The 23957-nt window shown below is 70.7% G+C and carries 22 protein-coding genes; 15 read left to right on the top strand and 7 right to left on the bottom strand.

Annotated features, from left to right (window positions below; all coding sequences use genetic code 11):
• Nucleotides 1–9 precede the first annotated feature (9 nt).
• The 3 genes from ABTX78_RS01895 to ABTX78_RS01885 all read left to right on the top strand — a co-directional run bounded on the left by ABTX78_RS01895 (nt 10) and on the right by ABTX78_RS01885 (nt 2746).
• Entirely contained in the window at nt 10–765 is a 756-nt protein-coding gene (locus ABTX78_RS01895) for an SDR family NAD(P)-dependent oxidoreductase (RefSeq protein WP_352204846.1), read from the top strand.
• Nucleotides 744–1832, top strand: a complete 1089-nt coding sequence (locus ABTX78_RS01890) for a threonine aldolase family protein (RefSeq protein ID WP_352204845.1) — start codon at nt 744–746, stop codon at nt 1830–1832. Before ABTX78_RS01895 ends, ABTX78_RS01890 begins: the two co-directional genes overlap by 22 nt.
• A 221-nt stretch (nt 1833–2053) precedes the next feature.
• Entirely contained in the window at nt 2054–2746 is a 693-nt protein-coding gene (locus tag ABTX78_RS01885) for a B3/B4 domain-containing protein (protein WP_352204844.1), read from the top strand.
• Between the two features lie 105 nt (nt 2747–2851).
• On the opposite strand, the gene ABTX78_RS01880 is transcribed toward ABTX78_RS01885, so the two are convergent.
• A complete protein-coding gene (locus tag ABTX78_RS01880; RefSeq protein WP_352204843.1) occupies nt 2852–3574 on the bottom strand; it encodes a lysophospholipid acyltransferase family protein in 723 nt (240 codons plus the stop codon).
• Nucleotides 3575–3734: 160 nt separating this feature from the next.
• Complete coding sequence (locus ABTX78_RS01875; RefSeq protein WP_352204842.1) at nt 3735–4151, bottom strand: DUF4395 domain-containing protein; 417 nt, start codon at nt 4149–4151, stop codon at nt 3735–3737.
• A gap of 76 nt (nt 4152–4227) precedes the next feature.
• On the opposite strand from ABTX78_RS01875, the gene ABTX78_RS01870 reads away from it, so the two are divergent.
• The 6 genes from ABTX78_RS01870 to ABTX78_RS01845 all read left to right on the top strand — a co-directional run bounded on the left by ABTX78_RS01870 (nt 4228) and on the right by ABTX78_RS01845 (nt 10639).
• Nucleotides 4228–4641 (top strand): TlpA family protein disulfide reductase, encoded by a 414-nt coding sequence (locus tag ABTX78_RS01870; protein WP_352204841.1) that lies wholly within the window; start codon nt 4228–4230, stop codon nt 4639–4641.
• Between the two features lie 113 nt (nt 4642–4754).
• A complete protein-coding gene (locus ABTX78_RS01865) occupies nt 4755–5261 on the top strand; it encodes a flavin reductase family protein (RefSeq protein WP_352204840.1) in 507 nt (168 codons plus the stop codon).
• A gap of 215 nt (nt 5262–5476) precedes the next feature.
• A complete protein-coding gene (locus ABTX78_RS01860; RefSeq protein ID WP_313947743.1) occupies nt 5477–6262 on the top strand; it encodes an electron transfer flavoprotein subunit beta/FixA family protein in 786 nt (261 codons plus the stop codon).
• A 57-nt stretch (nt 6263–6319) separates the two neighbouring features.
• The gene (locus ABTX78_RS01855) at nt 6320–7294 is read left to right on the top strand and encodes an electron transfer flavoprotein subunit alpha/FixB family protein (protein ID WP_352204839.1); all 975 of its coding nucleotides are present in this window, start codon (nt 6320–6322) and stop codon (nt 7292–7294) included.
• A 152-nt stretch (nt 7295–7446) separates the two neighbouring features.
• A complete protein-coding gene (locus ABTX78_RS01850; RefSeq protein ID WP_352204838.1) occupies nt 7447–8736 on the top strand; it encodes a DUF6986 family protein in 1290 nt (429 codons plus the stop codon).
• A 112-nt stretch (nt 8737–8848) separates the two neighbouring features.
• Complete coding sequence (locus tag ABTX78_RS01845; RefSeq protein WP_352204837.1) at nt 8849–10639, top strand: protein kinase domain-containing protein; 1791 nt, start codon at nt 8849–8851, stop codon at nt 10637–10639.
• Nucleotides 10640–10698: 59 nt separating this feature from the next.
• Here ABTX78_RS01845 and ABTX78_RS01840 read toward each other — a convergent pair whose 3' ends face one another.
• Nucleotides 10699–11688: a LacI family DNA-binding transcriptional regulator gene (locus tag ABTX78_RS01840; RefSeq protein WP_352204836.1), complete on the bottom strand. Its 990-nt coding sequence runs from the start codon at nt 11686–11688 to the stop codon at nt 10699–10701.
• Between the two features lie 213 nt (nt 11689–11901).
• Here ABTX78_RS01840 and ABTX78_RS01835 point away from each other — a divergent pair, with 213 nt between their 5' ends.
• Nucleotides 11902–12867 (top strand): ROK family protein, encoded by a 966-nt coding sequence (locus tag ABTX78_RS01835; RefSeq protein WP_352204835.1) that lies wholly within the window; start codon nt 11902–11904, stop codon nt 12865–12867.
• Here ABTX78_RS01835 and ABTX78_RS01830 read toward each other — a convergent pair.
• Nucleotides 12851–14884, bottom strand: coding sequence for an NPCBM/NEW2 domain-containing protein (locus ABTX78_RS01830; RefSeq protein WP_352204834.1), 2034 nt, complete (start codon nt 14882–14884; stop codon nt 12851–12853). The genes ABTX78_RS01835 and ABTX78_RS01830 overlap by 17 nt on opposite strands.
• 268 nt (nt 14885–15152) lie before the next feature.
• Here ABTX78_RS01830 and ABTX78_RS01825 point away from each other — a divergent pair, with 268 nt between their 5' ends.
• From ABTX78_RS01825 to ABTX78_RS01815, 3 genes are read left to right on the top strand one after another with little or no spacing between them, the layout of a single operon-like run.
• Complete coding sequence (locus ABTX78_RS01825) at nt 15153–16448, top strand: ABC transporter substrate-binding protein (protein WP_352204833.1); 1296 nt, start codon at nt 15153–15155, stop codon at nt 16446–16448.
• A gap of 33 nt (nt 16449–16481) precedes the next feature.
• On the top strand, nt 16482–17396 hold the full coding sequence (locus ABTX78_RS01820; RefSeq protein ID WP_352205020.1) for a carbohydrate ABC transporter permease: 915 nt from the start codon (nt 16482–16484) through the stop codon (nt 17394–17396).
• Nucleotides 17393–18310, top strand: a complete 918-nt coding sequence (locus ABTX78_RS01815; RefSeq protein WP_352204832.1) for a carbohydrate ABC transporter permease — start codon at nt 17393–17395, stop codon at nt 18308–18310. The genes ABTX78_RS01820 and ABTX78_RS01815 overlap by 4 nt, the downstream gene beginning before the upstream one ends.
• A 121-nt stretch (nt 18311–18431) precedes the next feature.
• On the opposite strand, the gene ABTX78_RS01810 is transcribed toward ABTX78_RS01815, so the two are convergent.
• Both ABTX78_RS01810 and ABTX78_RS01805 read right to left on the bottom strand, forming a co-directional pair.
• Nucleotides 18432–18986, bottom strand: a complete 555-nt coding sequence (locus ABTX78_RS01810) for a PASTA domain-containing protein (RefSeq protein ID WP_352204831.1) — start codon at nt 18984–18986, stop codon at nt 18432–18434.
• Nucleotides 18987–19288: 302 nt separating this feature from the next.
• Nucleotides 19289–19465, bottom strand: coding sequence for a DUF8839 family protein (locus ABTX78_RS01805; protein WP_352204830.1), 177 nt, complete (start codon nt 19463–19465; stop codon nt 19289–19291).
• Between the two features lie 231 nt (nt 19466–19696).
• Between ABTX78_RS01805 and ABTX78_RS01800 the strand changes: the two genes are divergently transcribed.
• Nucleotides 19697–20731, top strand: a complete 1035-nt coding sequence (locus ABTX78_RS01800; RefSeq protein WP_352204829.1) for an NUDIX hydrolase — start codon at nt 19697–19699, stop codon at nt 20729–20731.
• A gap of 222 nt (nt 20732–20953) precedes the next feature.
• On the opposite strand, the gene ABTX78_RS01795 is transcribed toward ABTX78_RS01800, so the two are convergent.
• Complete coding sequence (locus ABTX78_RS01795) at nt 20954–22318, bottom strand: dipeptidase (RefSeq protein WP_352204828.1); 1365 nt, start codon at nt 22316–22318, stop codon at nt 20954–20956.
• A 146-nt stretch (nt 22319–22464) separates the two neighbouring features.
• On the opposite strand from ABTX78_RS01795, the gene ABTX78_RS01790 reads away from it, so the two are divergent.
• Nucleotides 22465–23697 (top strand): geranylgeranyl reductase family protein, encoded by a 1233-nt coding sequence (locus ABTX78_RS01790; RefSeq protein WP_352204827.1) that lies wholly within the window; start codon nt 22465–22467, stop codon nt 23695–23697.
• Nucleotides 23698–23957: the final 260 nt, after the last annotated feature.

Genomic DNA, 23957 nt, shown 5'->3' with positions numbered 1-23957 from the left:
ACCACGACCATGAACTCAGGCTCGAAGGCGCCACTGGACGGCGCCGTGGTCGCGGTGGCGGGAGCGGCGGGCCCGGCGGGCCGCGCCACCCTGCTGCGCCTCGCCGAGGCGGGCGCGACGGTCGTCGCCTCGGACGCCGATCCCGAACGGCTCGCCGAGGCGGTCGACGCCGCCCGGTACGCGCACGGCGGGGCGACCGTCACGGGGGACACGGTCGACCTGCTCGACCTGGACGCCACACGGGAGTGGGCCGACAAGACGGAGAAGGAGTTCGGCCGCGTCGACGGGCTCGTCCACCTCGTCGGAGGCTGGCGCGGAAGCCCGTCCTTCGCGGAGACGAAGCTCGCGGACTGGGACCTGCTGGAGAAGCTGCTGATCCGCACGGTCCAGCACACCTCGCTCGCCTTCCACGACGGGCTGCTGCGCAGTGACCGGGGGCGCTTCCTGCTGATCAGCGCCGCCGGCGCGTCCCACCCGACCGCCGGCAACGCCGCGTACGCCGCGTCGAAGGCCGCGGCCGAGGCCTGGACGCTGGCGCTCGCCGACGCCTTCCGCAAGGCGGGGGGCGACGACGGCCCGAAGGCCGCGGCTGCGATCCTGGTCATCAAGGCACTGGTGCACGACGCCATGCGCGCCGAGCGCCCGAATGCGAAGTACCCGGGCTTCACGGACGTGACGGAACTGGCGGAAGCCATCGCCGGGGTCTGGGACCGGCCCGCCAGGGAAGCGAATGGACAGCGTCTGTGGCTGACCCCCAAACCGTGAAGGCCGCACCGACGGCGGCCCGCCGCCATCACGACCCCGAGGTACGAGGCTTCGCGAGCGACAACTACGCGGGCGCCCACCCCGAGGTCCTGGCGGCGCTCACCCTCGCCAACGGCGGTCACCAGGTCGCCTACGGCGAGGACGAGTACACCGACCACCTCCAGCGCGTCATGCACAGCCACTTCGGGCCGACGGCCGAGGCCTTCCCGGTCTTCAACGGCACCGGAGCCAACGTCACGGCGCTCCAGGCGCTCACCGACCGGTGGGGCGCGGTGATCTGCGCCGAGTCCGCGCACATCAACGTGGACGAGGGCGGCGCACCGGAACGGATGGGCGGCCTCAAGCTGCTCACCGTGCCGACCCCGGACGGCAAGCTCACCCCCGAGCTCATCGACCGGCAGGCCTGGGGCTGGGAGGACGAGCACCGCGCGATGCCGCAGGTCGTGTCGATCACCCAGAACACCGAGCTGGGCACGGTCTACACCCCGGCCGAGATCCGCGCGATCGTCGAGCACGCCCACGGGCACGGGATGAAGGTCCATCTCGACGGCGCCCGGATAGCCAACGCGGCGGCGTCCCTGGACGTCCCGATGCGCACGTTCACCAACGCCGTAGGCGTCGACGTGCTGTCCTACGGCGGCACGAAGAACGGCATGCTGTTCGGCGAGGCCGTCGTCGTGCTCAACCCGGACGCCGTCAGCCACATGAAGCACCTGCGCAAGATGTCCATGCAGCTCGCCTCCAAGATGCGTTTCGTCTCCGTACAGCTGGAGGCGCTGCTGGCGCGCGATCTGTGGCTGCGCAACGCCCGGCACTCCAACGCCATGGCGCAGCGGCTGGCCGACGGCGTACGCGGAGTCGACGGCGTGGAGATCCTGCACCCCGTGCAGGCCAACGCGGTCTTCGCGCGGCTGCCCAACGCGGTGACGGAGCGGTTGCAGAAGCGGTTCCGCTTCTACTTCTGGGACGAGGCCGCCGGCGATGTGCGCTGGATGTGTGCCTTCGACACCACGGAGCAGGACGTCGACGCCTTCGTCCAGGCGCTCAAGGAGGAGATGGCGGCGTAGCGCCGCGGGGGAGCAGCCAGGCATACGGGCCGGCCGGACACCGTCCGGCCGGCCCGTGGGCGCTGGAGCGCCCTGCGCCCCCCCGGTGGTCCAATGGGATGGACTGTCCGGTGCGGTATGCTGTACCACGTCCAGCGGTGCCCGACGCGCGCCACCGGTCCGCACCGACCGGTCGAAACGCTCCGGCACCCTCTCACCAGCGCACTGTGAGGCAGTCCGGCATGACGCTCTCGCTCACCGTCTCCGACGAGGTCAGGGATCTCGTCCCGGGCTTCGTCCACCTGGCCGTCGAGGCACACGGGCTGGTCAACAGCCCCAGTACCGCGGAGAGTTCGGCGCTGCTCGACGCCGCGTCCGCACGGCTGGCCGAGCGGCTGGACGGACGCGCCCCGCACGAGGACCCGCACATGGCCGCCTGGCGCGCGGCGTACACCGCCTTCGGCTCCAAGCCGTCCCGTACCCGCAACTCCGCCGAGGCGCTGGCCAGGAGGGCGCTCGCGGACGGCGGACTGCCGCGGATCAATGTGCTGGTCGACCTCTACAACGCCATCAGCGTGGCCCATCTGATCCCGGTCGGCGGCGAGGACCTGGATCGCATCCGCGGCGGCATGCGCCTGGTGCGCGCCACCGGCAGCGAGCCGTTCGTCACCGTCGCCGGCGGCGAGGAGACGGTGGAGCACCCGGACGCGGGCGAGGTCGTCTGGCGCGACGACGAGGGCGTCACCTGCCGGCGCTGGAACTGGCGCCAGGGCCCCCGCACCCGGCTCACCGAGGAGTCGGTGAACGCGATCTTCCTGCTGGAGTCGCTGGCCCCCATGACGACCGGCGAGCTCGATGCCGCGGGCACCGAACTCGCCGAGTCGCTGGAGAAGCTGAGCCCGGGCGCGCGCATCACGATCCGTCCGCCTCGCTGACGAGCGGGCACGCGGCCGGGCACCCCGACGGGCGTGCGGCACCGACGCGTGTACGCGCCGATGGGTCGGCCACCGCGGGACGTGCCGGCCGGCGGGCGTGACGTTTCAGCCGGCTTCGCGGACCTCGGCCGGAGTCGGCGCCGTGCCCCCGAGGTGCGCGGGCACCCACCAGGTGTCGGACGCGTCCTTGGGGCGCACGGGATAGGCCCGCTGAGCCGCTTCGAGGAGCTCCTGCACACGCTCGCGCAGCCTGCGGGTGATCGCCCCCGCGTACTGGTCGGCGGGCGCCTCGACCGGCTCGCCCACCCGGATCGTGATGGGGATGTGGCTGCGGCGGAAGTTGCGCGGGCGGCCCTTGGTCCACACCCGCTGCGTGCCCCACAGCGCCATCGGGATGAGCGGCACACCCGCCTCCTGCGCCAGCCGGGCGGCACCGGACTTGAACGACTTCAGCGTGAACGACTGCGAGATGGTGGCCTCGGGGAAGACGCCGATGATCTCACCCGACCGCAGCGAGTCGAGGGCGTGCGCGTAGGCGGACTCACCCTGCTTGCGGTCCACCGGGATGTGCTTCATGCCGCGCATCAGCGGGCCGGAGATCTTGTGCCGGAACACGGAGTCCTTCGCCATGAAGCGCACGAGACGCTTCTGGGGAAGCGCGGCGAGGCCGGTGAAGATGAAGTCCAGGTAGCTGATGTGGTTGCTGACGAGTACAGCACCGCCGGTGCGCGGGATGTTCTCCGAACCCTGAGTGTCGATCTTCAGGTCCAGCGCCTTGAACATGGTGCGAGCGGCGCCGATGACCGGCCGATAGACGAGCTCTGCCATCTGGAGAGGGCCCTTCTGTTGTGCCCGGGGAGGGTTCTCCCGGTGGAAGTTACGCAGCCGTAGGTTTTCGGCATGGCGCCGATGGTGCCCCATGGGCGGCGTGCTGGCCAGTCCTGGTGGCGGAGGTCGGCGAGATTCTTGTCACGTCCTTCCCGTCACATTATGGACGCATCACCGTCACCCGCCGTAGAAGCAAGTACATCTCGCAGCCGAGGCAGTAGCCGAAGACCGCGTTGAGGAAGGCGGCGGCGAGAGCGCAGGCGGTCGCCGTGACGCCCAGCCATGCGGGTCCGGTGACGTAGCCGATCAGCCCGAGGAGCGCGAAGGCGAGCCCGACCCCCTGGGCGAATCGCGGGGCCGCCGGAGACTCCAGCTCCGCCGGCGGTCCGAGCCTCGGCCTGACGGCGGTGCGGAAGAGCCATCCGTACGGCGAGCGCGGAACTCCCAGCAGGGCACCCGCCGCGAAGCACAGTGCCTGCCAGGCGAGCAGCCGGCCGCTTGCGGTGATCAGTACGACGGCGAGTACGGCCGTGGTGACGGCGGCTCCGAAGCGCGGGCCCCTGACGTCGATGTCCATGCTGTTCAGGATCACGCACCGCACGGGCCCTTGGGCGGCGGGAATCTTTGCAGTCATGTGAACGCTGGAGCTGGGGATGAGCGGACTTGTGGTGTGCGCGCTGGTGCTCGCGGCGGCGAGCGTGTTCGGGGTGTGGCAGAGGAAGAACGGCGGGAGGCTGAAGGTGCGCGGTCGGGACGCGGGGAAGAGGCTGAGTCCGGCCGATCTGGGGGCGGAGCTGGGACGACGGGCGACGCTCGTGCAGTTCTCCAGCGCCTTCTGCCAGCCGTGCCGCGCCACGCGCCGCACCCTTGCCGATGTCGCGGGCATGATCGACGGCGTGACCCATGTCGAGATCGACGCCGAGGAGCGGCTGACGCTCGTCCGCGAACTCGGCATCCTCAAGACACCGACCGTCCTGGTGCTCGACTCCACCGGACACATCGTCACCCGGGCCGCCGGTCAGCCCCGTAAGGCGGATGTGATCAACGCGCTCGGCCGGGCCGTGTGACGCACCGTGATCCGCCTCGCACCTTCTGGGCAGCACTTGACTGCACCGGCCACGGATCGCCAGGCTGACGCTGTGTCCGAAGAACCTTTCCTCCGTGGGCCGGCCCGCACTCCATGACCGCTACGCCTGATCTCGGTACGCCCCCAGTCGCCTCGCCCGAGCTGCTACGCGCCGTCTTCCGCCGGCACGCGGCCGGTGTGGCGGTGATCACCGCGCAGGGCGAGAGGCCCGTCGGTTTCACCGCCACCTCCCTCAGCTCGGTCTCCGCGGACCCGCCGCTGATCTCCTTCGGGGTCGGGACGGCCTCCTCCAGTTGGCCGGTGATGGCCCGGGCGGAGCACGTCGGCGTCCACATCCTCGGCGAGCACCAGCAGGAGCTGGCCGCCACCTTCGCCCGCAGCGGAGCGGACCGCTTTGCCGCGCCCACCCGTTGGCGCAACGGTCCCGAGAGCGTGCCGGTCCTCGACGACGTGCCCGCGTGGATGGTCTGCCGGGTCGTCGCGCGCGTGCCGGCCGCCGACCACCACCTCGTCATCGCCCAGGTGGTGGCGGGGGACTCATCCGGAACGGCCGGCCCGCTCGTCTATCACCAAGGTCGCTTCAACGCCCTGCGGGACTGAGAGTTCCCGGTTACGCAGCGTTGGCAAGGTCACAGTTCCAAGCGCTTGCTCATGGGGTACATGACGGATGTACTGGTGAGTAATATTCGCTCAGGGCACCGGTCGCCCCGACCGGAAACCCCGCCTTCAGGAGCCTATGCTGCCTGCATAAGGCAGGCCCCTGGCCCACGGCGCGGGGGACCCACAGAAATGACCGATGTAGTAGGAGAGCCGGCGTGAGCTTGAGGATCGTTGTCTGTGTGAAGTACGTGCCCGACGCCACCGGCGACCGGCACTTCGCCGATGACCTGACCGTCGACCGTGACGACGTGGACGGTCTGCTGTCGGAGCTGGACGAGTACGCGGTCGAGCAGGCGCTGCAGATCGCCGACGAGGCGGACGACGCGGAGATCACCGTGCTGACCGTCGGCCCCGACGACGCCAAGGACGCGCTGCGCAAGGCGCTGTCGATGGGTGCGGACAAGGCCGTTCACGTCGAGGACGACGATCTGCACGGTTCCGACGTCATGGGCACCTCGCTGGTGCTGGCCAAGGCGATCGAGAAGACCGGTTACGACCTGGTCATCTGCGGCATGGCGTCCACGGACGGCACCATGGGCGTGCTTCCGGCGATCCTCGCCGAGCGTCTGGGCGTCCCGCAGGTCACGCTGCTCTCCGAGGTCTCGGTCGAGGACGGCACCGTCAAGGGCCGTCGCGACGGCGACTCGGCGTCCGAGCAGCTGGAGGCCTCCCTCCCGGCGCTCGTGTCGGTCACCGACCAGTCGGGCGAGGCACGTTACCCGTCCTTCAAGGGCATCATGGCGGCCAAGAAGAAGCCGGTGGAGTCCCTGGACCTCGAGGACCTGGAGATCGACGCCGCCGAGGTCGGTCTCGAAGGCTCCTGGACCAAGGTCGACTCGGCCACGGAGCGCCCGGCCCGTACCGCGGGCACGATCGTCAAGGACGAGGGCGAGGGCGGCAAGCAGCTCGCGGAGTTCCTCGCGAGCCAGAAGTTCATCTGAGGCCGAGCGCCTCTCACCGCCCCCAGCTCTTTCGCATTCGCAGGAGATTGAAGTCCCATGACTGAAGTTCTCGTCTATGTCGACCACCTGGACGGTGCCGTCCGCAAGCCCACTCTGGAGCTGCTGACGCTGGCCCGCCGCATCGGCGACCCGGTCGCCGTCGCGCTCGGCGCCGGTGCCGAGTCCACCGCCGCCGCGCTGGCCGAGCACGGTGCGGTCAAGGTGCTGACCGCCGACGCTCCCGAGTTCGCCGACTACCTCGTCGTGCCGAAGGTGGACGCGCTCCAGGCCGCGTACGAGGCAGCGTCCGCCGGGGGCTCCCTGGCCGCCGTGCTCGTGCCGTCCTCCGCCGAGGGCAAGGAGATCGCGGCCCGCCTCGCGGTCCGTATCGGCTCCGGCATCATCACCGACGCCGTCGACCTGGAGGCCGGTGACGAAGGTCCGGTCGCCACGCAGTCCGCGTTCGCGGCGTCGTACACGACCAAGTCCCGCATCAGCAAGGGCACTCCGGTCATCACGGTCAAGCCGAACTCGGCCGCCGTCGAGGCCGCTCCCGCCGCGGGCACGGTCGAGGCCCTGTCCGTCTCCTTCTCCGAGGCGGCGACCGGCACCAAGGTCGTCTCGCGCACCCCGCGTGAGTCCACCGGCCGCCCCGAGCTGACCGAGGCCGCGATCGTGGTCTCCGGTGGCCGCGGCGTCAACGGCGCCGACAACTTCGCGATCATCGAGGCGCTCGCCGACTCGCTCGGCGCGGCCGTCGGTGCCTCCCGCGCCGCCGTCGACGCCGGCTGGTACCCGCACTCCAACCAGGTCGGCCAGACCGGCAAGTCGGTCTCGCCGCAGCTGTACATCGCCTCCGGCATCTCCGGTGCGATCCAGCACCGCGCCGGTATGCAGACGTCGAAGACCATCGTGGCCGTCAACAAGGACGCCGAGGCCCCGATCTTCGACCTCGTCGACTACGGCGTGGTCGGCGACCTCTTCGAGGTCGTCCCGCAGCTGACCGAACAGGTCAAGACCCGCAAGGGCTGACCCGCAGCGCTCTCAGCGGCCGGGGCCGCACGGTGATTGCCACCGTGCGGCCCCGGCCGCGTTCGGGGGACCATTGACGCAGGTCGCGACCGCCTATTAACTTCACTATGCGGATTGTTGATTCCGTGCAGCGGAAAACAGGAGGGTGTGGGATGGGTCAGCAGGAGAAGGTGGCAACGAGCCTCGCCGGCGCGGTCAGCGAGGGCATCAGCGCCTCCCTCGCACCGGTGGACGCGGAGCTCGCCCGCCGCTACCCGGGAGACCCCGGCACCCGCCAGCCCGTGCACACCGTCTACGTACCGGGCGACGTCTTCACCGCCGGCACCATCCGCTCCTGGGGCGACCAGGCCCTCGCCGCACTCGACGAGCACGCGCCCGACGCCGCCTCCCTCGCCGCCGTGCTCGGCCTCTCGGACGAACTGGCCGAGCCCGTGTACCGGCGTGTACAGGCCAAGCTGGAGCGCGAACCCGTCGAGGACCTGCGCATCGACTTCGAGGACGGCTACAGCGGACAGGGCGAGGACGCCGACGCGGCCAGGGCCGCCCGTCTGGTGACGGAGGCCTACGAGCAGGGCACGGCCGCCCCGTACATGGGCATCCGGATGAAGTGCATGGAGGCGCCCGTACGCGACCGGGGCATCCGCACGCTCGACATCTTCCTCACCGGCCTGATGGAGCACGGCGGCCTCCCCGAGGGGTTGGTCCTGACCCTTCCCAAGGTCACCTACGCCGAGCAGGTCACCGCGATGGTCCGGCTGCTGGAGGAGTTCGAGAAGGCACGCGGACTCGACACCGGCCGGATCGGCTTCGAGATCCAGATCGAGACCAGCCAGTCCATCCTCGCCGCCGACGGCACCGCCGCCGTCGCCCGCATGATCGACGCCGCCGAGGGCCGCGCCACCGGGCTGCACTACGGCACCTTCGACTACAGCGCCTGCCTGGGCGTCAGCGCCGCCTACCAGGCGAGCGACCACCCCGCCGCCGACCACGCCAAGGCCGTGATGCAGGTCGCCGCCGCCGGCACCGGCGTACGCGTCTCGGACGGCTCCACCAATGTGCTCCCCGTCGGCCCCACCGAGCAGGTGCACGACGCCTGGCGGCTGCACTACGGGCTGACCCGCCGGGCCCTGTCGCGCGCCTACTACCAGGGCTGGGACATGCATCCCGGCCATCTTCCGACGCGCTACGCCGCCGTGTTCGCGTTCTACCGCGAGGGCTTCGAGCAGGCGGCAGCCCGCCTCGCCGCCTACGCCAACCACGCGGGCGGCGCTGTCATGGACGAGCCGGCCACCGCCAAGGCGCTCAGCTCCTACCTGCTGCGCGGCATTGACTGCGGGGCGCTGGACACCGGCGAGGTGGCCGACCTGACCGGCCTGACCCGTGCCGGTCTCGACAGCTTCGCGGCTCCGCGGCGAGGGGATCTCACCGCCACAGCCCAGTAACGGTGACCAACTCCCGTCGCTGCTGCCCCTGCCGCTCCGCCTAGTCTGTACCCCGGAACGCGCACTCACGCGCAGGCGGAACACGCACACACGCAACAGGAACGGGGCAGCGGTGACGTCGGGGGAGAACGAGCGGCTGGCCGGCCGCTACCGGGTGATCGAACAACTGGGCCGCGGCGGCATGGGAGTTGTCTGGCGCGCCGTCGACGAGGTGCTCGGCCGCGAGGTGGCCGTCAAGGAACTGCGGACCTACTCCGACTCGTCCGGCCCCGAACTGGCCGATCTGCGGATCAGGATGCAGCGCGAAGCGCGGGCCGCCGCCCGCGTGCGCCACCCCTCCGTCATCTCCGTGCACGACGTCACCGAGCACGACGGCCGCCCGGTCATCGTCATGGAGCTCGTCGACGGCCCGTCCCTCGACGACGTGCTGCGCGGTCAGGGCGTGCTGGACCCGCGCGAGGCCGCCCGTATCGGGGCCAAGGTGATGGAGGCCCTCGGCGCCGCCCACCGCGCCGGCGTGCTCCACCGGGACGTGAAGCCCGGCAACGTCCTGCTGGACCGCGGCGGAGCTTTCGGGGCCGACAGCCGCGTCGTGCTCACCGACTTCGGCATAGCCGCGATGGACGACCCGGGCGACGGCTCCACCACCCATCTGACCCGCAGCGGCGAACTGGTCGGCTCGCTCGACTACTTGGCGCCCGAGCGGGCCCAGGGCCAGGCGCCCGGTCCCGCCTCCGACATCTGGGCACTGGGCGCCACGCTGTACGCGGCGGTCGAGGGCGCGGCCCCGTTCCGGCGCACCTCCACCTGGTCGACGCTCAACGCCATCGTCGTGGAACCGCTGCCCGAGCCGCAGCGGGCCGGCGCGCTGGGCCCCGTGCTCCGGCAACTGCTGCACAAGGACCCGGCGCAGCGTCCCGACGCGGACACCGCCGCCCGGCTGCTGGCCGCGGCCGGCGCCGACACCGGTACCGCCTCCACCGCGTCGCCGGCGCCGCGGGAGGCCGGCCCGCAGCCGGTGACCCGGGTGCCGACCGTGCTCGACGCGGCAGCGCAGCGTCCCGGGGGATTCGGCCCGGCAGCGTCCGAACCGGCCGTCCCCGCACCGGCCGTTGGCGCAGTCACCCCGCCGGCCGCCCCGCAGGGTTCCCGGCCCGCACCGGCGTTCCGCGGCCACGGCCGGATGACGCTCATCGCCGCGGGCGTCGCCGCCGTCCTGCTCGCCGGCGGAGGCGTGACGTACGCCTTGGTCGACCGCGGCGGCTCCTCGACCGCCGACCTGGCGGGTGGCGACGGCACGTCACCGTCAACGAGTGCCCGCGAGGAGTCGGCGTCGGGAAAGGCGCTCGCACCCGGGGAGAAGAGCCCGAGCTCCGGGCCTTCCGAGCCGGAAGCGGGCACGTCCCCGTCGAAGTCCGCCGAGGCGCCGGCCGCCGGAACGAACGGCGCGGGCGAGTCCACGGGCGGCTCGTCCGGCAAGGGCGGCGCCGCGGGTTCCGGCGACACCACCGGCGGCGGGGCTACCACCGGCGGCGGCGGATCGGACGCCTCGGGCGGTGGATCCGGCAGCGCGACCGGAGGCGGTGCGACGACGGGCGGAGGCTCCGACCCGTCTCCCGCGCCCGTGTGCCATGCGATCGGCGGTGGCAAGTACAACTGCAAGGTGTGGCGCACCGCCACCTCGTACACCGCGTCCGGCACCGAGAAGGGTGTGCTGAAGGCGGGCACCAACTACTTCTACTGCCAGCAGAACCTGGGCCGTCGCGCGACCCACGGACAGTGGACCAATGTCTGGTGGGCCAGGACCGACGACGACAGCGGCAACACCGGAGTCTTCGTCAACGACGTCAACATCCAGGGCGGCAAGAACGACGAGCCGGTGCCCGGCCTGCCGGTCTGCTGACGCCGGGCGCCGGCTACGGTGGCGGGCGATGCGGGACGGCGGGCGGCGGGGCCGCGGGTCTAGCGGTCGTCCGCGGGCGGCGGAATCTCGCCGCTGCCCCGCGGGATCAGCACCGTCTCCAAGGCGACCTGGGTGGGCTCGTCGTCCGCGCCGTCGAGGCGCCGGAACAGCCGCTCCGCGGCGGTGCGTCCCAGGGACGCCGCGTTCTGGGCTATGACCGTGATCCCGAGCAGGTCGGCGAGCTCGATGTCGTCGAAGCCCACCAGGGCCACCTGCTGCTCCCGCTCCGCCAGCACCCGCACGGCGGTGACGGTCACCCGGTTGTTGCCCGCGAACAGTGCGGTGACCGGCTCGGGCCCGGACAGCATCCCGGTGACGGCCGAGCGCACCCGCTCGGGCGCCGTGGAACCGAGCGACACCCACGAGTCGTCGACGTCGAGCCCGGCGTCCTCCATGGCCGCGCGGTAGCCGCGCAGTCGCTCGACAGCCGTGTGGATCCGCGGCTGGTCGCCGACGAAGCCGATACGGCGGTGGCCGTGCGCGATCAGATGGGCGACGCCGGCCCGGGAGCCGCCGAAGCTGTCGGAGAGCACCACGTCCGCGTCGATCTGACCGGCCGGCCGGTCCACGAACACGGTGGCGATACCGGCCTTGATCTCGGGTTCCAGATAGCGGTGGTCGTGCCCGGCTGGGATCACGATCAGACCGTCGACCCGGCGGGCGCACAGTGCGAGCACCAGCTCCTGCTCGCGGTCGGGGTCCTCGGCGCTGGAGCCGTTGATGAGCAGCGCGCCGTGGGCACGGGCCACCTCCTCGACCGCGCGGCTCAGCGGGCCGTAGAAGGGGTCCGCCAGATCCTCCAGCACCAGCCCGATCGAGGCGGTTCGCCCCTTGCGCAGCACCCGCGCGCTGTCGTTGCGGCGGAAGCCGAGGAACTCGATCGCCTCCTGCACCCGGCGTTCCGTGTCGGGTGTCACACCGGCCTCGCCGTTGACCACGCGGGAGACCGTCTTGAGACCGACTCCGGCACGTGCGGCGACGTCCTTCATGGTGGGACGATTCCCGTAGCGGGGCTCGGGACCTCGCGTGCGCACGGGCGTGTGCGAGGGGCGGTCGGTATCGGCCACAGTGCGTAGTCCTGTCGTTGTGCGGCGTATGCGAAGCTGTACCGTCGAGCATAGGGCCTGGACAACGTTGTCAGGGGAATGGAGACTGGTTACCGAACCGCAGGTCCGACCAGTTTCCCGGGGGATCCCACACCAATGCATACCGACCTCGTCGCCGCGCTGGACATCGGCGGCACCAAGATCGCCGGCGCGTTGGTGGACGGCAGCGGCCGCATCGTTCAGCGGGCGCAGCGCCCCACACCGGCCACCGAGGGCGCCGAGACGGTGATGCGCGCGGTGGAGGCGGTGCTCGCCGACCTGTCGGCCTCGCCGCTGTGGGCGGAGGCGTCGGCCGTCGGGATCGGCAGCGCGGGCCCGGTGGACGCCTCCGCCGGCACGGTCAGCCCGGTCAACGTCCCCGGCTGGCGCGACTTCCCCCTGGTCTCCCGCGTCCGGCGGGCATCCGGCGGACTTCCCGTCGAACTCGTGGGTGACGGGGTCGCGATGACCGCCGCCGAACACTGGCAGGGCGCGGCCCGCGGCTACGACAACGCGCTGTGCATGGTCGTGTCGACCGGCGTCGGAGGCGGACTCGTCCTCGGCGGCAAGCTGCACCCCGGCCCCACCGGCAATGCCGGTCACATCGGCCACATCAGCGTCGATCTCGACGGGGACCTGTGCCCCTGCGGCGCCCGTGGCTGTGTGGAGCGGATCGCCAGCGGCCCCAACATCGCCCGCCGCGCGCTGGAAGGCGGCTGGCGGCCCGGCCCCGACGGAGACACCTCGGCCGCCGCCGTGGCCGCGGCGGCCCGGGCCGGACACCCGGTCGCCGCAGCCTCCTTCGACCGCGCGGCCCAGGCCCTCGCCGCCGGCATCGCCGCGACCGCGACGCTCGTGGAGATCGAGATAGCCGTGATCGGCGGGGGAGTGGCGGGCGCGGGGGACGTCCTGTTCACGCCGCTGCGCCGGGCCCTGCACGACTACGCCACGCTCTCCTTCGTCCAACGCCTTCGCGTCGTCCCCGCCCTGACGGGCACGGACGCAGGCCTCGTGGGCGCCGCCGCTGCCGCCTCGCTCGGCCGGCACGGCGAGGCGGCAGCGGTCGTCAGCAGTCGATCCTGAGATCGCCCCAGTCGGCATGGTCGTAGCTGATGCCGTCCCCGCCGTCGGTGACCACCAGCCGGACGACCTCGGCGCCGCTCACGTCGGCCGAGAGCGGCTGGGCGGGCATCGCATTGGTCAGCACACCGGTCGAGGTGACCTTCTCGCCGTCGGCCCAGATCTCGAACGTCACCGTGCCGCGTGTTCCCGTCTCGTCGTCGAGGCCGACCTGCGCGGTGAGCGTGGAGCACGTCCCGCCCGTGTAGTACTCCACGGCACTCGCGGCGTGGACTCCGAGCCCCTTGGCGAACACCTGCCCGCCGATCGTGATCGGCCCGCCGTCGCCCGCCTCGCTCTCGCCGTTGCTCCGGTCCCTCTCCACCGGACCCCAGTCGCCGGTGGCGCTCAACCAGCCCAGATCGCTCGGATACGACTCACCGGCCGGTGGTGCCACCACGACCTGGACCCGTACCGGCGAGGCGGCGGTGAGCCGCTGCCCCGTCGGCGAGCGGTACGAGGCCGTGAGCGTCAGGTCGTACGCACCGGGGGCCGTGCCCGCGGGAATCGCCGCCTCCCAGGCGGTGGTGAGCTTCCTGCCGCTCGGGAGCGCGGCCGCGGTGGTCGCGGACGTGGGCCGCAGCTTCCAGCCCGCCGGCCCGGTCAGAGCGACCGACACCGCCAGTGCCGGTGTGCGGCCGAGGTCGGTGACGGTGGTGGTGAGCGTGCCCGTCCGCCCCGCCTCCCGCATCAGCCCCTCGTCGGCGCGCACGTAGACGGCAGGCGGCAGCAGAGCCCACTTCCGGTCGACGGAGACCCGTACCAGCACGGTGCCGTGCGCCGGAACCGTCGCGGCGATCGTGCCCGCGGTGTTGGTGTCGGAGTGCTTCCACAGATCGCGCATCCGGTACGCGGGCGCGCTCGGGAGACCGACGGCCTTCGCGGTGGTGGCGATCCGCTGCGGAGCGCTGCTCTCGTTGAACAGGGCGACCGTACGGCTGCCGTCCTGCATCTCCTTGGCCACGACCCATCGGCCGGCCCCGGAGGAGACCACGGTGCCCTGCCTGCCCAGCGGGTCCTGGTCGACGGCGATCACCTCACGGTTGCCGAGGATCTCGAAGGCGGAGGCCGGCGCCTTGCGCAGATCGGACCCGATGAGCAACGGGGCCGCCATGACCGACCACATGGAGAAGTGCGAGCGGTACTCGGTGTCCGTCATCCCGCCGTTGCCGACCTCCAGCATGTCGGGGTCGTTCCAGTGGCCGGGGCCGGCGTAGGGCGCGAGGGGCAGGTTCTGCTTCATGATGGACAGCATCGAGCCCCAGTGATCGCTGATGTCACCGGTGGTGCGCCAGAGTTGGCCCACGCCCTCGGCCCACTCCCACGGCTTGTTCTCGCCCCACTCGCAGATGCTGTAGACGATGGGGCGCCCGGTCGCCCGCAGGGCGTCGCGCATGGTGGTGTAGCGGAGCCTGGCGTCCACGCCCTGGTTGTTGCAGTTGTCGTACTTGAGGTAGTCGACGCCCCAGTCGGCGAACTGCCGGGCGTCGCTGTACTCGTGCCCGAGCGCGCCCGGGAATCCGGCGTCGTTGCAGGTCTTGGTGCCTGCGCTGGTGTAGATGCCGAACTTCAGTCCCTTGGAGTGGACGTAGTCGGCGACGGCCTTGATGCCGTTCGGGAATCGCACCGGGTCGGGAACGAGTTCGCCCTCGGCGTTGCGCTGCGGCAGGGCCCAGCAGTCGTCGAGGTTGATGTACTCGTAGCCGGCGGCCTTGAGCCCCTTCTCGACGAAGAGGTCGGCGATGCCCTTGACCATCGACTCGTTGAACTCCGCCCGGCAGTGGGTGGAGTTCCAGTTGTTGAAGCCCATCGGCGGGGTGAGGGCCTGTGCGTCGTCGACCTGTGGAGCGGCGGGACGGGGTTCCGCGCCCGTGACCGGGGCGGCGGCGGCGGGGGCGCCTGAGCCCGCGGCGCTGAGTATTACGGTGGCCAGCGCTCCGACGACTCGAAGGCGGGTAGTGCGGGTGGGAAGGTATCGCATCGTGACTTTCCTCCGTACTCGCGCCTGTTTGAGGCGGCGTCATGTACGCGTCAGTGACGAGCGTTTACGGTAGGGCGTGTTGGAGTCTGTTGGAAGAGATGCGGTAACGGTTGCACGAGGTCGCGTCAAAACCCTTGACGACACCCTTTTCTGGGAGTGAGATCCAATCCTCGCGTTGAGTTGTGTTGGGTTGCACCCCGAAGGAGGGGACATGGCGCAGTCATCGTTCAACAGTTCAGCGGCACCCGGGAGCGTGGCAGGACATCGGATGTCCCGGCGGAACCTGCTGCGCGGCACCGCGGCGGGTGCGGGTGCGATCGCGCTTCCCTCGCTGCTCGCCGCGTGCGGCAGTGGTCCTGGCGGGGACGGCAAGACCGTCACCCTGGGCTCCAATTCGTCCGACCCCGTGCCGAAGAAGGCCTTCGCCGACGCGTTCGCCGCGTACGAGAAGCAGTCCAAGGAGAAGCGGAAGATCAAGGTCAACACCGTTGACCACAACACCTTCCAGGAGAACATCAACCGCTATCTGCAGGGCAAGCCGGACGACGTCTTCATGTGGTTCGCGGGGTACCGCATGCAGTTCTTCGCCAAGAAGGGTCTCCTGCACGACATCAGCGACAACTGGGAGGGCTACCAGGGCTTCTCGGCCGCGCTGAAGGCCCAGTCGACGGGCGAGGACGGCAAGCAGTACCTCACGCCGTACTACTACTACCCGTGGGCGGTCTTCCACCGTAAGAGCGTCTTCCAGCAGTTCGGCTACACGGCGCCCAAGACGCTCGACGAGTACATAGCCCTCGCCAAGCAGATGCAGAAGGACAAACTCGTCCCCATCGCGTTCTGCGACAAGGACGGCTGGCCCGCGATGGGCACGTTCGACTACATCAACATGCGGACCAACGGCTACGAGTTCCACAAGAGCCTCATGGCCGGCAAGGAGGCGTGGACGGACAAGCGCGTCAAGGACGTCTTCGACACTTGGCGCAGCCTTCTTCCGTACTGCCAGCCCGCGGCCAACGGCCGTACCTGGCAAGAGGCCGCCACCAGCCTCCAGAAGAAGGAGACGGGCATGGCGGTCTTCGGACTCCCGCACCCCGGTGCCCAGTTCCCGAAGGCGGAGCAGGCCGACATCGACTTCTTCCCGTTCCCGGAGATCAACCCGGAGCACGGTCAGGACGCGGTCGAGGCGCCCATCGACGGCTTCCTGCTGGCGAAGAAGTCCAAGAACCTCAAGAACGCCCAGACCATGGAGAGCGCGAAGGACCTGCTCAAGTGGCTGGCCACGGGCAAGGCCGAGGACATCTACCTCGCCAGTGACCCCAACAACATCGCCGTCAACGACCAGGCCGACATCTCCCGGTACACCGACATCCAGAAGAAGGCCGTCGAACTCGTCTCCGGCGCCAAGCAGATCTCGCAGTTCCTGGACCGCGACACCCGGCCCGACTTCTCCTCGACGGTGATGATCCCGGCCATCCAGACCTTCATCAACGAGCCGAAGGACGTGGACGGGTTGGTCAACAGCATCGAGCGGCAGAAGAAGAGCATTTTCGCCTCCGAAGGCTGACCCCCCCACCATCTCGACTTGGAGCCATCACCCGTGCCGCTGAACACTCCGCGGCGCGCCGTACGACGAGGGCCGCGGCGCTTCACCCGCCGCGACCTCGCCGTGATGGGCGTGCTATTGGGCATACCGATCCTGCTCGACGTGGTCATTGTCTGGGGGCCGACGCTGGCCTCCGTCGTGCTGTCCTTCACCAGCTGGGACGGCATCGGGGACATCTCGTGGGTCGGCACGAAGAACTACGAGAACCTCTTCACGAACTACCCCGCCTTCTGGCCGGCCGCGCGCCACAACCTGCTGTGGCTGGCCTTCCTCGGGCTGGTCGCCACCCCGTTCGGACTGCTGCTGGCCGTCCTCATCGACCGTGGGGTGCGGTTCAGCAGGTTCTACCAGTCCACGCTGTACATGCCGGTGGTGCTCTCGCTGGCCGTCGTCGGCTTCATCGCCCAACTAATCTTCTCCCGCGACCAGGGCGCACTCAACGCGATCCTCGCGAACACCGACAACCCGACGGACTGGCTCGGCGACCCGGACCTGAACATCTGGATGATCCTGCTGGCGGCGGCCTGGCGGCACACCGGCTACGTGATGATCCTGTATCTGGCCGGCCTGAAGGCGGTCGACCCCTCGCTCAAGGAGGCGGCGTCGATCGACGGCGCCGGTGAGGCGCAGACGTTCTTCCGCGTCGTCTTCCCGACGCTCCGGCCCGTGAACGTGATCGTCGGCGTGATCACCGTGATCGAGGCCCTGCGCGCCTTCGACATCGTGTATGCCGTCAACAAGGGCCGCAACGGCCTGGAGCTGCTGTCCGTACTCGTCACCGACAACATCATCGGCGAGGCCAGCCGGATCGGGTTCGGCTCGGCCATCGCCGTGGTGCTGCTGCTGTTCTCCATGGGATTCGTCGTGACGTTCCTGGTCCAGGAGATCCGTGGGGAGAAGAACCGATGATCGACACCGCCCCTGCGCCGGCCGCCGCCCGGACCGAGAGCGCCCCGCCCCGCAAGCGCCGGATCCGTCCCGGCCGGCTCGGCGTGCACGCGTTCCTGATGACGGTTTCGCTGGCCTTTCTCGCGCCGCTGCTGCTCGCTGTCTACGCCTCGCTCAGGCCGTACGACGAGACCTCCCAGCACGGATACTTCTCGCTGCCGAAGAAGCTCTCTTTCGACTACTACCAACAGGCCTTCAGCGACTCGGGGATGACGAAGTACTTCATCAACACCCTGATCATCGCGGTGCCCGGAGTGATCGTCACGCTCTTCTTCGCCTCCTTCGTTGCCTTCGCCGTGGCGCGCCTGAACATGCGCGGCTCGATCGTGCTGCTGATGCTGTTCACCGCAGGCAACCTGCTGCCGCAGCAGGTCATCGTCACGCCGCTGTACGTGATGTTCAACCGCATCCCGCTGCCGTACTGGATGTCGGACTCGATGACGATGTTCGACTCGTACTGGGCTGTGGTCTCCGTCCAGGTCGGGTTCCAGATCGGATTCTGTGTCTTCGTCCTCGCGAACTTCATGCGCACGCTGCCGAAGGAGATCCTCGAGGCGGCGATCGTGGACGGCGCGAGTGTGTGGACGCAGTACTGGCGCGTCACGCTGCCGCTGTGCAGGCCGGCCCTGGCGGCCCTCGGCACACTCCAGTTCACCTGGATGTACAACGACTTCCTGTGGGCGCTGGTGTTCATCTCCGACGGCGACAAGCTCCCCATCACCTCGGCGCTGAACAACCTGCGCGGTCAGTTCTTCACGGACTACAACCTGCTGGCCGCGGGCTCGGTGATCGTGGCGCTGCCGACGCTGATCGTCTTCCTGCTGCTTCAGCGGCACTTCATCGCGGGGCTGACGCTGGGATCCAGCAAGGGCTGACGCCGCCGGTCGACCGCAGTCCCTTTCGACGGCCGGCCGAAGCCGGACGCCCCCCCCCACGCAGGAGTCGCAGCCCGACGCCCCCGCCGGTCACCGGCAGGGGCGTCCGTGTCTGTCCGCCTCAGGGGCAGTCCTCGTCCAGCTTGACCGTGCCGAAGTCCAGTTCGGTGCCGACGTCGACGGTCCTGCCCGCCGGGACGCTCTGCGAGCACACCTTCCAGTTCCGGTCGAAGACCTGCATCCGTCCGGCCCCGGTGCTGTCGTGGGACGTCAGAAGGAAGAAGCCCTCCGCCTGTGCGGAGTCCTGTGCCTCCTGGAGTCCCATGCCGACGAAGTCCAGGACCTTGGCACGCTCGTCGGCGGACGGCTTGTCGTCCGGGGGAGCGACGGCGGCCTCGGGCGCGGTGGTCTTCGGTGCCGCGGTCTTCGTGGCGGGCGGTGCGGGCTCGGCGACCACCGCTTCCGCGGCCTTCGCCGTCACCGTGGCGGTCACCGTGGGAGCCGGATTCGCGGCTGCGGTCGTCGTCTTGGTCTCCCCGCCCGCCGAGCCGACGACGACGCCGAAGAAGAACAGCCCGACGGCCGACGGAATGATGACGCGCTTACGTGCCCAACCGGGCTTGAGCGCGGGCGCCACCGCCTGATACGGAGCGGTCGGCTGCTGGTTCCAGGTCATTGATCCCCCCAAGGATGCTTCGTGGAGACATGACCGTAGCGCTCCGGTTCGCTCCGATGTGAAGCAGAGGTTCCGTTAGTGACGAACCTGTGACCAGTCGTCAGGGGGAGGGGTGAGTACGGCTTCAGGGTCTGTTCGGGTTCGCGAAGGTCCGGGCGCCGTGGCGGCGCAGGACCACGCATGCCCCCGCCCCGGTGCGGGACGAGGGCTCAGGCAGTGCGTGGGCTGCTGGGGATGCCCGCCAGGGCGCGAGCAGGAGGGCAGATCGCGGGCGGGCAGCGGGGTGACCCGAGCGCGCCGCCTCAGCTCACCGCGTCCGCCGAGTGCTGGGTCACGATCACCAGGAACGCGTCCGTCTCGAGGTCCATCACGACCTCGGCCGGCTGGCCCTCGTCCCGGCGCTGGCGGGCGAACTCCTCGGCCGGCCAGCTGCCTCGCGGGCCCCCGGCGGGGAACCACTCCAGTACCGTGCGGCGCATCGCGCACCCCCTTTGTCTCTGCAGCTCCAACGACGCTCCGCCACCCCATGTCACGGCCGGGCGCAGCTTTCGCTTCGTAGGGTGAGACGCGGACCGCCGTGGTGCGGAGGCCGCGAATGGGCAACAGCACGGACACAGTTGCGTCCGCGATCAGGCTCCCGGTTCCCCCCACGGGTTTCCGTGGCAGGGTGTTGCGGGCAATCCACTGTGGGCTACAGAAGAGGGGGAACCGTGATCGTCTGGGTCAACGGTGCGTTCGGAGCGGGCAAGACCACCACCGCGCGCGAACTGATCGACCTGATCCCGAACAGCACGCTGTACGACCCCGAACTCACCGGCGACGGACTCCGCCGGCTTCTGCCGCCGAAGCGCCTCGCCGAGGTGATCGACTACCAGGACCTGCCGATCTGGCGGCGGCTCGTCGTGGACACCGCGGCGGCCCTGCTCGCCGAGCTCGGCGGCATTCTCGTGGTGCCCATGACGCTCCTGCGGCAGGAGTACCGCGATGAGATCTTCGGCGGCCTGGCATCCCGCCGGATCCCGGTCCGGCATGTGCTTCTCCGCCCGGATGAAACGATCCTGCGCGAACGGATAGCCACCCGTGAGGAGCCGGACACACCGGATGCCGAGCAGCGCGTCCGGCAGTGGGCCCTCGACCACATCGAGCCGTACCTCGCGGCCCTCGACTGGATCCGCGAGGACGCGCTCGTCATCGACAACGGCAGCCTCGACCCCCGCGGCACGGCACAGCGGATCGCCGACGCCGTCAGCAGCGGTGAGGCCCCGGTCTGCGAGATCGTGCAGACCCCCGAACCGACAGCCGAGACACTGGCCGCCGGTGTGCTGCTCTTCGACGAGGAGGACCGGGTGCTCCTCGTCGACCCCACCTACAAGCCGGGCTGGGAGTTCCCCGGCGGTGTCGTGGAGCGCGGTGAGGCTCCCGCGCAGGCCGGGATGCGCGAGGTCGAAGAGGAGCTCGGCATTCAACTCGACCGGGTGCCCAGCCTGCTGGTGGTCGACTGGGAGCCGCCGCGGCCGCCCGGATACGGCGGGCTGCGGCTGCTCTTCGACGGCGGACGGCTGCAGGGCCGGGTCGCCGGTCAGGTGCTCCTGCCCGGATCGGAGCTGCGCGGCTGGCGCTTCGTGGGCGAGCAGGAGGCCGCACACCTGCTGCCGCCCACCCGCTTCGAGCGGCTGCGCTGGGCTCTGCGGGCGCGTGAGCGGGGGACGGTCCTCAACCTGGAAGCCGGTGTTCCCGTCGGCTGACCTTCGCACGGCGCCTGTAGCGGCACAGGACTGCGGACAGGGCTGGGGCACAGGACTGCGGACAGGGCTGGGGCACAGGATTGCGGACAGGGCTGGGGCACAGGACTGCGGACAGAGCTGCGGTACAGGACTGCGGACAGGGACTGCGGTACAGGATTGCGGCGCAGAACCGTCGGGACCCGGCAGCTTCGCGGAATCCGCAAGCCGCCGGGCCCCGTGGTCTCAGCCCTGCTTGGACGCGGCGTAGTTGACGAGGAAGTGCGCCTCGGCGACGGACAGCCGCTCCAGCTCCTCGGGCGACACGGACTCGTTCACCGCGTGGATCTGCGCCTCCGGCTCGCTCAGCCCGATCAGCAGGATCTCCGACTCCGGGTACAGCGCGGCGAGCGTGTTGCACAGCGGGATGGAGCCACCCATGCCGGCGGTCTGCATCTCCTCACCCGGGTAGGCGACCCGCATCGCGTCGGCCATCGCCGCGTACGCCGGGCTGGAGACGTCCGCCTGAAAGGCCTGGCCCTGACCGGTCTGCTCAACGGCGACCCGCGCGCCCCACGGCGTGTGCGCCTCCAGATGCGCGGCCAGCAGCTTCGTCGCCTGCGCCGCGTCCTGGCCCGGCGGCACCCGCAGGCTGATCAGCGCGCGCGCCCCCGCCTGTACGGACGGCGTCGCGCCCACGACGGGCGGGCAGTCGATGCCGAGGACCGTGACGGCCGGGCGCGCCCAGACGCGGTCCGCGACCGAGCCGGAACCGATCAGCCCGACGCCCTCCAGCACCTTGGCGTCCCGGCGGAAGTCGGCCTCCGGATACTGGAGACCCTCCCACGTCGCCTCGCCGGCCAGACCGTCCACCGTCGTCGAGCCGTCCTCGGCCCGCAGTGAGTCCAGCACCCGGATGAGCGCGGCCAGGGCGTCCGGGGCGGCGCCGCCGAACTGGCCCGAGTGCAGATTGCCTTCGAGGGTGTCGACCTGGACGCGCACCAGGGTCATACCGCGCAGGGTGGCGGTCACGGTCGGCAGCCCCAGCCGGAAGTTGCCGGCGTCGCCGATGACGATGGTGTCGGCGCTCAGCAGCTCGGGGTGAGCCTCGGCGTACTGCTCCAGCCCGCCCGTGCCCTGCTCCTCCGAACCCTCGACGATCACCTTGATGTTCACCGGCACCCCGCCATTCGCCTTGAGGGCGCGCAGGGCGAGGAGATGCATGATGAAGCCGCCCTTGCAGTCGGCGGCACCGCGGCCGAACCAGCGGCCGTCGCGCTCGGTCAGCTCGAAGGGCGGGGTCACCCAGGCGTCGAGGTCCAGCGGCGGCTGTACGTCGTAGTGCGCGTACAGCAGGACTGTGGGCGCACCGGCCGGGCCGGGCAGGTACCCGTACACGGACTGGGTGCCGTCGGGGGTGTCGAGCACGGCGACGTCCTGGAAACCCTCGGACCGCAGGGCGTCGGCGCACCAGTTCGCCGCGGCCTCGCACCCGCTGCGGGGGAACTGCGCGGGATCCGCCACCGACGGGAAGGCCACCAGCTCCGTGAGCTCCGCCTTGGCGCGAGGCAGCAGGGATGCGACGGTCTCGGCTATCGGATCGGCGGTCATGGGCACGCTCCTGGTGGGTGCGACGTTGTGTGCTGTGTGTACGGCAAATGCGTGGCCGATCCTCCCACAGCGGTGGTGGGCTGACCGCGCCGTAGGATGCCGTCGAGAGCACGGGGCACGCGTCGGATCGGGAGCAGAACCACATCGTGAGCAGCGAGAACGGTGTCAGCGGGGCAGGGGAAGCACAGGAGCACGACGAGACGGTGTGGGACGTGGTCGTCGTCGGCGCCGGGCCCGCGGGGGCATCGGCGGCGTACGCGGCGGCGGTGGCGGGCCGTCAGGTGCTGCTGCTGGAGAAGGCCGAACTGCCGCGCTACAAGACCTGCGGCGGCGGAATCATCGGCCCCTCGCGCGACAGTCTGCCGCCCGGCTTCGAGCTGCCTCTGCTCGACCGGGTGCACGCGGTCACCTTCTCGCTGAACGGCAAACTGGCGCGTACGCGCCGGTCCCGGAGGATGCTCTTCGGGCTGATCAACCGGCCGGAGTTCGATGCCGGTCTGGTCGAGCAGGCGCAGAAGGCGGGCGCGGTTCTGCGCACCGGCGTCACGGTCTCCCGCGTCGAGCAGCACGGGCCCGCGGTCCCCGACCGGCGCACGGTCGCCGTGGTCACCTCGGACGGCGAGACCGTGCTGACCCGTGCCGTCGTGGGGGCCGATGGCAGCGCCAGCCGCATAGGGGCTCATGTCGGTGTGAAGCTCGACCAGGTGGATCTCGGCCTGGAGGCGGAGATCCCGGTGCCTGCGTCGGTGGCGGAGGACTGGGCGGGGCGGGTGCTCATCGACTGGGGTCCGCTGCCGGGCAGCTACGGCTGGGTGTTCCCCAAGGGTGAGACGCTGACCGTCGGCGTGATCTCGGCCCGCGGTGAGGGCGCGGCGACCAAGCGCTACCTGGAGGACTTCATCGCCCGGCTGGGACTCGCCGGCTTCGAACCCTCCATTTCCTCGGGACACCTGACCCGGTGCCGCAGCGACGACTCGCCGCTGTCCCGGGGGCGGGTGCTGGTGTGCGGCGACGCGGCGGGGCTGCTGGAGCCGTGGACCCGCGAGGGGATCTCCTTCGCGCTGCGCTCGGGACGGCTCGCGGGGGAGTGGGCGGTACGGATCTCGGAGGCCCACGACGCCGTGGACGCCCGTCGGCAGGCGCTGAACTACGCCTTCGCGATCAAGGCCGGTCTCGGTGTCGAGATGGGCGTCGGACGGCTGATGCTGAAGATCTTCGAGCGCCGTCCCGGGCTGCTGCACGCGGCGATCAGCGGTTTCCGTCCGGCGTGGAAGGCGTTCGCGGACATCACCCGCGGTTCGACGACGCTGGCCGGCATCGTCCGGACGAACGGGATGGCCCGGCGGGCGCTGGAGGCACTGGACCGTCGAGGGGGCTGACGGCTCCGGGGGGTGTGTTCTGGCGGTGCGGCGGGTGGGTTCTGAGCACGGGGGGCGCCGGGGCTGGGGCCTGGCGGCGTCGGGGGTCGGTCCTGTCGGTGCCGCGACCGGGTTGTTGCGACGGCGCGGCGGGCTGGTCCTGTCGGCGCCGCGACCGGGTTCGGACGGTGATCTTCGAGCGGTGCGGGTGACGGTGGTGCGCCCGAGCACCCCGTTCCGACGGCGCCCTTGTACCCATTCCGAGGGCGCCCGAGCACCGG

The sequence above is a fragment of the Streptomyces sp. NPDC096193 genome (assembly GCF_040302905.1).
In the GTDB taxonomy this organism is placed as follows: Bacteria; Actinomycetota; Actinomycetes; order Streptomycetales; family Streptomycetaceae; genus Streptomyces.
Note: the sequence above shows the minus strand (reverse complement) of the source record. Positions and strands in the feature narration are given on the sequence as shown.